Raw genomic sequence first — 9973 nt, 5'->3', positions numbered from 1 at the left:
CCCGCCGCTGCCGCCCCGGCTCCGGTGGCCCCGGCCGCTCCGGTGGCCCCGGCCGCTCCGGCCCCGGCTCCGGTCACCCCGGCCACGGCGCCCACCTCCCCGACCGCCACCCAGGCGACCGACGAGGGCGCCTACGTGACCCCGCTGGTGCGCAAGCTCGCCGCCGAGAACGGCGTCGACCTGGCCGGCGTCAAGGGCACCGGTGTCGGCGGCCGTATCCGCAAGCAGGACGTCCTCGCCGCCGCCGAGGCCGCGAAGGCCGCCGCTCCGGCTCCGGCTGCTCCGGCCGCTGCCGCCGCTCCGGCCGCCGCGAAGAAGGCCCCGGCGCTCGAGGTCTCCCCGCTGCGTGGCCAGACCGTCAAGATGACCCGCATCCGCAAGGTCATCGGCGACAACATGGTCAAGGCGCTCCAGGAGCAGGCCCAGCTGTCGTCGGTCGTCGAGGTCGACGTCACGCGTCTGATGAAGCTGCGCGGCAAGGCGAAGGACTCCTTCGCCGCCCGTGAGGGCGTCAAGCTCTCCCCGATGCCGTTCTTCGTCAAGGCCGCCGCGCAGGCGCTGAAGGCCCACCCGGTCATCAACGCCCGCATCAACGAGGCCGAGGGCACCATCACCTACTTCGACACCGAGAACGTCGGTATCGCGGTGGACTCGGAGAAGGGCCTGATGACCCCGGTCATCAAGCACGCCGGCGACCTCAACATCGCGGGCATCTCCAAGGCGACGGCGGAGCTGGCCGGCAAGGTCCGCGCCAACAAGATCACCCCGGACGAGCTGTCCGGCGCGACCTTCACCATCTCCAACACCGGTTCGCGCGGCGCCCTGTTCGACACGATCATCGTGCCGCCGAACCAGGTCGCGATCCTCGGCATCGGCGCCACGGTCAAGCGCCCGGCCGTCCTGGAGACGGAGGAGGGCACGGTCATCGCCGTCCGCGACATGACCTACCTGACCCTCTCCTACGACCACCGCCTGGTCGACGGCGCCGACGCGGCCCGTTACCTGACGACGGTCAAGCAGATCCTGGAAGCGGGCGAGTTCGAGGTAGAGCTCGGCCTGTAACTCCCTGGCCTGTAAAGAGAAGCCCCCTGCCGAAGGCAGGGGGCTTCTCGCTGTTAGGGGCGCGGGGCTGTGTCGATATGCGGCTCCGCCGCGCGGGCGCGACCAGCCACACGAGACCCGCACCCACCCCCAAACCCGCACCCCCACGGCGAGACCCCTCGAAAACACCCTGTGCAACAGGTCTCACCTGGGCAAAAGCACCGCTGTCCGAGCCCCCGCACCCTCACACCCCCCTTATTGTCTAAAAGCCAGCCCCTCGCGAAGGAGCCCAGAATGACCGCGCCCGTCGTCCACTCGCTGCGCGAACAGATCCGCGAGCACATCGTGGAGGGCATCGTCAGCGGCCGCTGGCAGCCGGGCGAGCGGATCGTGGAACGCCGTATCGCCACGGAACTGGAGGTCAGCCAGACCCCGGTCCGCGAGGCGCTCCGCGAACTGGAGACCCTCCGCCTGATCGAGTCGGCCCCCAACAAGGGCGTCCGCGTACGCAACCTCACGGCGGCCGACCTGGAGGAGAGCTACCCCGTCAGGGCGGGCCTGGAGGCCATAGCGGCGGAACTCGCGGCCGAAGCCCTCGCGGAGGACTGCTCGGCCCTGGAGCCCCACGTGACCGCCCTGTACGAGGCCGACCAGGCCGCAGACGGCACCGGCCAGGTCCGCCACACCGTCGGCTTCCACCGCGAACTGGTGCGCGCCGCGGGCAATTCCGTGCTGCTGCACACCTGGGAGGGCCTCGGCATCGAGGTCTTCACCGCCCTGTCGATCCGCTGGCTGGGCACCGTCCAGCAGTCGTACGCGGAGGAGCACCAGGAGCTGGTGGAGGCGTTCAAGCGCCGTGACCCCCGGATCGCGGAGCTGGTGAAGGCGCACGTTCTGGGCTGCGCGCCCCGCGCCTGAGCCGTACCCCGCTCACCTGCGGAAACGGGGACGAAAACCGCCAAAAACACGGCACCCCGTGCCTGTCCAAAAGACACCGGGTGCCTACTTTCGCGCAAAGACGGGGTTTTCACCCCCAAACCTTTGATCGATCATCGATCAGGGAGTTACAGTCCTCGACGGCCCTGTCCTGCCAAAGACCAAGGGCACCCCCAAGCTCTCAACCATGAGAGCACCCCCTTCGACTGAGGAAGGCGGCGACATGACCGACCCCAACGCCATCCAGCAGAGCGCGCTCGACCAGCTCCCGGACCGCGACGCCGAGGAGACCGCCGAGTGGCGGGCCTCCCTGGACGCCGTCGCCAGGGAAGCGGGCCCGCATCGCGCCGCGTACCTGATGCGGCGCACTCTGGAGCGTGCCGAGGCGGACGGCATCGGCCTGCCGAAGCTCGTCGAGACGGACTACCTCAACACCATCCCCACCGCCGCCGAGCCGGGCATCCCCGGTGACGCCGCGCTGGAGGCCCGGATCACCGCCTGGAACCGCTGGAACGCGGCCGCGATGGTCACCCGGGGCAGCAAGTACGGCGTCGGCGGCCACATCGCCACCTTCGCCTCGGCCGCGTGGCTGTACGAGACCGGCTTCAACCACTTCTTCAAGGGCAAGGAGGGCGACGGCTCGGGCGACCAGCTCTACATCCAGGGCCACGCCTCCCCGGGCATCTACGCCCGCGCCTTCCTGGACGGGCGGCTGACCGAGACCCAGCTCGACAACTTCCGCCAGGAGGCGGGCGGCAACGGCCTCCCGTCGTACCCGCACCCGCGGCGCCTGCCCTGGCTGTGGGAGTTCCCGACGGTGTCGATGGGCCTCGGCCCGCTCTCCGCGATCTACCAGGCGCGGTTCAACCGCTACCTGACCAACCGCGCCATCAAGGACGTCTCCGCCTCGCACGTGTGGGCGTTCCTCGGCGACGGCGAGATGGACGAGCCGGAGTCGACGGCGGCCCTCGCGCTCGCCGCCCGTGAGGAGCTGGACAACCTCACCTTCGTCATCAACTGCAACCTGCAGCGCCTCGACGGCCCGGTCCGCGCGAACTTCAAGATCGTGCAGGAGCTGGAGGCCCAGTTCCGCGGCGCGGGCTGGAACGTCATCAAGACCCTGTGGGGCACCGCCTGGGACGAGCTGTTCCAGCTGGACACCACGGGCGCGCTGGTCCGCCGTCTGCGCCAGGTGCCGGACGCCCAGATCCAGACGTACCAGACGCGTGACGCGGCCTACATCCGCCAGGACTTCTTCGGCGCCGACCCGGCGCTGATGGAGATGGCGAAGCTGCTGAGCGACGACAAGATCCTCGAGTGCTTCCACCTGTCGCGCGGCGGCCACGAGGCCCGCAAGGTCTACGCGGCGTACAAGGCGGCCGTCGAGCACAAGGGCGCGCCGACCGTGATCCTGGCCCAGACGGTCAAGGGCCACACCCTCGGTCCGGGCTTCGCCTCCAAGAACGCCAACCACCAGATGAAGAAGCTCTCGGTGGACGAGTTCAAGGCGATGCGCGACCTGCTCGAACTGCCGATCCCGGACAGCGCCTTCGCCGACGGCCAGGTGCCCTACGGCCACCCGGGCGCCGACTCCCCCGAGGTCCGCTACCTCCAGGAGCGCCGCGCGGCCCTCGGCGGCCCGGCCCCGGCCCGCCGCACGCAGCCGCTGCCCGCGCTGCCCGCCCCCGCCGACAAGGCGTTCGCCTCCTTCGACAAGGGCTCCGGCTCGCAGAACGTGGCGACCACCATGGCGTTCGTCCGTCTGGTCAAGGACCTGGTCCGCGACAAGGAGACCGGCAAGCGCTGGGTGCCGATCGTCCCCGACGAGGCGCGCACCTTCGGCATGGAGTCGCTGTTCCCGTCGCTCGGCATCTACTCGCCCAAGGGCCAGACGTACGAGCCGGTCGACCGCGACCAGCTGATGTACTACAAGGAGGCCAAGAACGGCCAGATCCTCAACGAGGGGATCACCGAGGCCGGTTCGATGGCCGACTTCATCGCCGCTTCCAGCGCGTACTCGACGCACGGCGAGGCGATGATCCCGTTCTACATCTTCTACTCGATGTTCGGCTGGCAGCGCACGGCCGACCAGATGTGGCAGCTCGGCGACCAGCTCGGCCGCGGCTTCCTCGTCGGCGCGACCGCGGGCCGTACGACCCTGACGGGCGAGGGCCTCCAGCACGCCGACGGCCACTCCCCGGTCATCGCCGCGACCAACCCGGCCGCGCTGACGTACGACCCGGCGTTCGCCTACGAGGTCGCCGCCATCGTCAAGGAGGGTCTGCGCCGCATGTACGGCGAGGCCGCCGAGGGCGAGGACCAGGACGTCTTCTACTACCTGACGGTCTACAACGAGCCGCTGCCGCAGCCGGCCAAGCCCGCCGCCCCCGGCATCGACGAGGGCATCGTCAAGGGCCTGTACCGCTTCAACACGGCGGAGTCCGCGGGCGTGACCGTCCCGGCCAACGCCCCGCGCATGCAGCTGCTCGGCTCGGGTACGGCGATCCACTGGGCGCTGGACGCGCAGCGGATGCTCGCCGAGGAGTGGGGCGTGGCCGCCGACGTGTGGTCCGCGACCTCCTGGTCCGAGCTGCGCCGTGACGCCATGGACGCCGACGCGGCCCTGCTGCGCGGCGAGGAGCGGGTGCCGTTCGTGCGCCGGGCGCTCCAGGGCGCCGAGGGCCCGGTCCTCGCGGTCTCCGACTACATGCGCCAGGTCCCGGACCAGATCGCGCAGTGGGTCGACCAGGACTGGTCCTCGCTGGGTGCGGACGGCTTCGGCCTCTCCGACACCCGCGCGGCGGCCCGCCGTCACTTCGGTGTCGACGCCGAGTCGATCGTCGTCGCGGCCCTGGCGCAGCTCGCCCGGCGCGGCGAGGTCAAGGCGACGACCGTGAAGGAAGCCCGCGAGAAGTACGGTCTGTGACCTTCTGAGGTCCGCTGAAGGGGTACGGCACCACGCCGTGCCCCTTCTTCGTTTTCCGGCGTCCTTCCCTTCCGCCCCTTCCGCGTTTCCCGCCGTTCACCGTGCCGTTCCACGTGCGGGGTGCCGTGCGAGGCCCGATGCTGGTGCCGTGATGGACGAGACGGAGTTCTGGGAGCTGATCGACGCCACCCGCGAGGCCGCCGAGGGCGACCCCGAGGAGCAGGCCGACCTGCTGGTGGACCGGCTGCTCCAGCTGGACCCGGACATGGTCCTGGACTTCGCCCGTCACTTCGAGGCCCGCTACAACCGCGCGTACCGCTGGGATCTGTGGGGCGCGGCCTGGATTCTGCTGGGCGGCGCGAGCGACGACGCCTTCGACTACTTCCGGTGCTGGCTGATCGGTCAGGGCCGGGAGGTGTTCGAGGGCGCGCTGCACGATCCGGACGCGCTGGCGGAGCTGGTGGAGGACTTCGACGAGGAGATGGACGGGGACGGCGAGGAGCTGGGGTACGCGGCCGACGAGGCGTACGAGCGGCTGACCGGTGTGGTCGCCCCCGAGCTGGGCATCGCCCCGGCGCCCGCGGAGCCCGCGGGCACGGCCTTCGACTTCGAGAACGACGGCATGCTGGCGGAGCGCTATCCGGTCTTGTGGGAACGCTTCAGGGAGTGAGGCGTGCCCGCTCGCTCTCCGGCACCCCGCTCACCGGCCCTGGAGACGGGCCGCCGCGTTCCTGATCTCGGGGAGGCGGGCGCTCAGGGCGGCGCCGGGGCAGCTGGTCTGGTAGCCGTCGTTGTGGCCCGCGAGGGCCGGGAGGCTGGCGGTCGTACCCGCCTTGTACCGGCTCAGTCCGTTGCTGGAGACCAGCCGGACGTGGGAGCGCGGGTCGATGTCGGCGAGGCCCAGTTTCCAGGCGGCCACGGCGGCGATCGCGTCGGTCATGGCGCGCGGGACGGGGACGCCCGCGGTGAAGGTGCCGAGCGCGGCGATCCCGGCGGTGCGGTGGTTGAAGCCCTGGGTGTGGGCGCCGGTGACGGGCCGGTCCACTCCCCCGGCGCGACCCTCGTAGACGGTGCCGCAGCGGTCCACGAGGAAGCTGTAGCCGATGTCGTCCCAGTGCCTGCTGCCGGTCTGGCCCGCGTACAGGGCGCGGATGATGCGCGGGGCGTCGGCGCAGTCGTAGCCGTTGGGCGAGTCGGTGTGGTGGACGAAGACGGCGACCACCTTGTCGTCGTAGCGCGGTGCGGGCTGCTCGTGCCGGGCGGTGGCGTCGAGCCAGACGGAGCGGGGCACGATCACCGGGCGGGGCGCGTGGTGGGGCGGGGGCGGGACGGGGGCGGTGGTGGCGGGGTGCTCGGAGTGGTGGCTGACGATGCTCCCGCTGCCGCGCGCGAGGACCAGTACCGCGATCAGGGCGGTGATCCCGGGCAGGCAACCGACGGCCAGCAGTACCGCGCCCGGTACCCGGACGCGCCGCCTCTGTCCGCCCGGTCCTCGCGTGGCACGCATGATCCCATCGTCGGATCGCCCGGCCGGGTCCGCGATGTGTGCTGTGCCACCCGGTGGAACCATCGTCCCCGTCCGGGACGTTTCCGGGGGTACACGCCCACGTGGGCGGTTCCCCCGCCGGGGGCGCCCGCCCGCGGCTGATCAGCGGGCGCGTTGCGACCGTACTGGGGGGTCCGAGAGAAAGGCGGCTTCGTGGACCTGCTCGACGTGCTGCTCGTGCTGGTGGTCCTCGTCTACGCGGCGGCCGGTTACCGGCGCGGCCTGGTGGCCGGGTGTCTGTCGCTGGCCGGGTTCGTGGGCGGCGCGGCCGTCGGTGTCTGGGCGCTGCCCTTTGTGACGGGCCTGGTGACGCGCGGGTCGGCGGGGGCGATCGTGCTCGCGGTGCTGACGGTGCTGGTGCCGGGCGTGGTGGGGCACGAGCTGGCGGGGCAGCTGGGGCTGCGGCTGCGCAGCCGTATGGACCGCGCGGGCGGGGGCGCGCTGCGGGTCGCGGACGGGATGGGCGGCGCGGCGGCCAACTCGGTGGCGGTGCTGATCGTGGCGTGGGTGGCGGCGAGCGTGCTGGCGGCGACGTCCTCGCAGACCCTGACGACGGCGATCCGGAGTTCGGCGATCCTCGGCGCGGTGCAGGAGACGATGCCGGAGACGACCCCGGGGTGGTTCTCGCGGGCCACCTCCGCGCTGACGGAGGCGGGTTTCCCGCAGGTCTTCAACCCGTTCGAGAACGAGTCCACGGCCCGGGTGGCCAAACCCACCGGGGACAGTGTGACGGCGGAGGCGACGGAGGCGGCCCGGACGAGCACGGTGAAGATCGAGGGCGCGGTGGGCGCCGAGGGCCGCGAGGGCAGCGGGTTCGTGTACGCGCCCCACCGCGTGATGACGAACGCGCACGTGGTGGCCGGGATCGACGAGCCGAGCGTGCGGGTGGGCGGGGTCGGTCCTTCGTACGCGGCGCGGGTGGTGCTGTTCGACCCGGACAAGGACGTGGCGGTGCTCTACGTGCCCCGGCTGAGCGCCCCGGTGCTGCGCTTCGACGACGGCGCCCGGCGCGGCGACTCGGCGGTGGTCGCGGGCTATCCGGAGGACGGCGGCCTGAACCTCCAGGCGGCGACGGTGGCGAACCGGGTGCGGGCGACCGGCCAGAACATCTACAACGACCGCACGGTCACCCGCGAGGTCTACTCGGTCCGCTCGACGGTCCGCCCGGGCAACTCGGGCGGACCGCTGCTGACCACGTCCGGGCAGGTGTACGGCGTGGTGTTCGCCCGCTCCACCTCGGACTCCGAGACGGGCTACGTGCTCACGGCGGAGGAGGTCGCGGGCGACGCGGCGCGGGCGGCGAAGGCGACGGCGCCGGTGGACACCGGGCACCTGATCACGTCGTAGGGCGTCGCGTCTCGGCCGTACGGCGTCTCACAGGATGCGGCCCATGAGGACGTCGTCGACGTACTCCCCCGCGATGCGGAACTCCTCCGGGAGCACGCCCTCGACCTTGAAGCCCTCGGCCTCGTAGAGCCCGCGGGCCGGGGTGTTGTGGCCGAGGACGCGCAGGGTGAGGCGCCGGGCGCCCTGCCCGCGGGCCAGTTCGACGGCGCCCCGGACCAGGGCGCGGCCGACGCCCAGGCCGCGTGCCTCCTCGGCGACGGCGATGCCCTGGATCTGCCGTACGTGCGCGTTCACGGCGAGCGGGATGGGCTGGCAGACGCGGATGTAGCCGACGAGGCGGCCGTCGAGTTCGGCGGCCAGGTGGTTCTCCGGGGGATGCCGTTCGCCGAAGAAGGCCGGATACGGCGGGCTCGGCTCGGGCTGCACCGAGTGCAGCGTGGACCAGGTGAGACGGTCGAGCAGGGCGAGTTCCGCCTCGTCCTCGGGCCGGGCGGGGCGTATGAGGGGCTGTGTCATGGGAGGACTGTACGGCGGCGACTTGCGGCTCCGGTGGGCCGTTCTCCCCGGTTTCCGGGGGCGGGGCGGCCATGCTGGAATCATGGAGCATTCGCGAATCGCGGTGGCCGGTGCGTCCGGTCTGATCGGCAGCGCCCTGGTGCGGTCCCTGCGGGCCGACGGGCACGAGGTGGTCCGGCTGGTGCGGCACGAGCCCCGGGGCGAGGACGAGGTGCGCTGGGACCCGGAGCGGCAGACCGTGGACGCGGCCGGGCTGAGCGGCTGCGACGTGGTGGTGAACCTGGCCGGGGCCGGGGTCGGGGACAAGCGCTGGACGCCGGAGTACAAGCGGCTGATCCGTGACAGCCGGGTGCTGGGCACGGCGACGCTGGCGGAGGCCGCCGCCGCGCTGCCGGAGCCGCCCCGGGTCTTCGTGAACGGCAGCGCGATCGGCTACTACGGCGACACCGGCGACCGGATCACGGACGAGAGCGCCCCGCCCGGCGACGGTTTCCTGCCCTCGGTGTGCGAGGAGTGGGAGGAGGCGGCGGCGCCGGTGCGGGAGGCGGGGGTGCGGACGGTGTTCGTGCGCACCGGTCTGGTGGTGGCGTCCGGGGGCGGCGCGTGGGGGCGGCTGTTCCCGCTGTTCAAGGCGGGGCTCGGGGGGCGGCTCGGGGACGGGCGGCAGTACTGGTCGTACATCGCGCTGCACGACGAGGTGGCGGCGATCCGGCATCTGATCGACCGTGCGGATCTGTCGGGGCCGTTCAATCTGACCGCGCCCGACCCGCTGACCAATCAGGAGATCACCGAGGCGATGGGGCGCGTGCTGCACCGGCCGACGCCGTTCCCGGTCCCGGCGGCGGTGCTGCGGGCGGTGCTCGGCGAGATGGCCGGGGATGTGCTGGGCAGTCAACGGGTGGTGCCCCGGCGGCTGTTGGAGTCGGGGTTCGCCTTCGCGTTCCCCGGGATCGAGGACACGATCCGCGCGGCGGAGTGACCGTATGCGACCTCCATGCGACCGTGCCCTGTCGATGCGCGACTGCCCCTGACCGTTCGGGGCCCTAACCTCGACCCGAACTCGGGTATCCCCGGGGCCTGTTGGGGGCATCACGTCTCCACCGGCCGCGCAACCACAGGAGGGGCCTCGTGCTTGAGCCCGCGTACCAGGTGGACGTCGTCGTCGTGGGAGCCGGGACCGCCGGACTCGCGGCGGCCCGTCGGCTCGCCAGTGCTGGAGTGACGACCACGGTCCTGGAGGCAGAGCCGTGTGTCGGCGGCCGCATGTCGACCGAGAAGGTCGACGGCTTCCGGCTCGACCGTCTCGGACAGCCGCTTTTCACGTCCTGGCCCGAACCGCGCACCACCCCCGGCCTCGAAGCCCTGCCGCTGCGCCGCTTCGCGCCCGGGGTCCTGCTGCACCGCGACGGGCACCGGCACCGGGCGGGCGCTCCGGCGGTCACCGGGGGCGCAAGGGGCGCACTTCACATCGCGCGCGCCCTCGCGAGCGCCCCTCGGGGCGCGGGAAGCGCCCGCGAGAGCCGTACCAGCGGGGCGGCCGGGGGCGCCATGGACCGGGCCCGGCTCGGCAGCGCGCTCAACCGGCTCGCCGCCACCCCCGTCGAACGCCTGCTGGCCCGCCCCGAACTGCCCGCCGCCCAGGCCCTCCAGGCGCGCGGCCT

The 9973-nt window shown here is 72.3% G+C and carries 9 protein-coding genes; 7 read left to right on the top strand and 2 right to left on the bottom strand.

Going from position 1 to position 9973, the window contains the following annotated elements; genetic code table 11:
* The 4 genes from sucB to GTW40_RS21030 form a co-directional block, all read left to right on the top strand.
* Nucleotides 1-1062 (top strand): 2-oxoglutarate dehydrogenase, E2 component, dihydrolipoamide succinyltransferase (gene sucB / locus GTW40_RS21045; RefSeq protein ID WP_161181751.1); only part of this gene is annotated, 1062 nt, incomplete at its 5' end.
* 273 nt (nucleotides 1063-1335) lie between these two features.
* Entirely contained in the window at nucleotides 1336-1959 is a 624-nt protein-coding gene (locus GTW40_RS21040) for a GntR family transcriptional regulator (RefSeq protein WP_161181750.1), read from the top strand.
* Between the two features lie 241 nt (nucleotides 1960-2200).
* A complete protein-coding gene (aceE, locus tag GTW40_RS21035) occupies nucleotides 2201-4903 on the top strand; it encodes a pyruvate dehydrogenase (acetyl-transferring), homodimeric type (RefSeq protein ID WP_161181749.1) in 2703 nt (900 codons plus the stop codon).
* A gap of 151 nt (nucleotides 4904-5054) precedes the next feature.
* The gene (locus GTW40_RS21030; protein WP_161181752.1) at nucleotides 5055-5573 is read left to right on the top strand and encodes a DUF4240 domain-containing protein; all 519 of its coding nucleotides are present in this window, start codon (nucleotides 5055-5057) and stop codon (nucleotides 5571-5573) included.
* Nucleotides 5574-5603: 30 nt separating this feature from the next.
* Here the strand turns inward: GTW40_RS21030 and GTW40_RS21025 are convergent, their stop codons facing one another.
* On the bottom strand, nucleotides 5604-6410 hold the full coding sequence (locus tag GTW40_RS21025) for a peptidoglycan recognition protein (protein ID WP_237525604.1): 807 nt from the start codon (nucleotides 6408-6410) through the stop codon (nucleotides 5604-5606).
* 192 nt (nucleotides 6411-6602) lie between these two features.
* On the opposite strand from GTW40_RS21025, the gene GTW40_RS21020 reads away from it, so the two are divergent.
* Nucleotides 6603-7796 carry a MarP family serine protease gene (locus tag GTW40_RS21020; protein WP_161181747.1) on the top strand — a complete coding sequence of 398 codons (1194 nt, stop codon included), beginning with the start codon at nucleotides 6603-6605 and terminating at the stop codon, nucleotides 7794-7796.
* 27 nt (nucleotides 7797-7823) lie between these two features.
* On the opposite strand, the gene GTW40_RS21015 is transcribed toward GTW40_RS21020, so the two are convergent.
* A complete protein-coding gene (locus GTW40_RS21015; protein ID WP_161181746.1) occupies nucleotides 7824-8312 on the bottom strand; it encodes a GNAT family N-acetyltransferase in 489 nt (162 codons plus the stop codon).
* A gap of 82 nt (nucleotides 8313-8394) precedes the next feature.
* Between GTW40_RS21015 and GTW40_RS21010 the strand changes: the two genes are divergently transcribed.
* Together GTW40_RS21010 and GTW40_RS21005 are read left to right on the top strand one after the other, a co-directional pair.
* Nucleotides 8395-9291 (top strand): TIGR01777 family oxidoreductase, encoded by an 897-nt coding sequence (locus GTW40_RS21010; RefSeq protein ID WP_161181745.1) that lies wholly within the window; start codon nucleotides 8395-8397, stop codon nucleotides 9289-9291.
* A 149-nt stretch (nucleotides 9292-9440) separates the two neighbouring features.
* Nucleotides 9441-9973, top strand: a 533-nt coding sequence (locus GTW40_RS21005; RefSeq protein ID WP_161181744.1) for an FAD-dependent oxidoreductase, incomplete at its 3' end; no start/stop codon positions are given.

The sequence above is a fragment of the Streptomyces sp. SID4985 genome (assembly GCF_009863025.1).
Lineage (GTDB): Bacteria > Actinomycetota > Actinomycetes > Streptomycetales > Streptomycetaceae > Streptomyces.
This window is presented reverse-complemented; position numbering and strand designations above follow the sequence as displayed.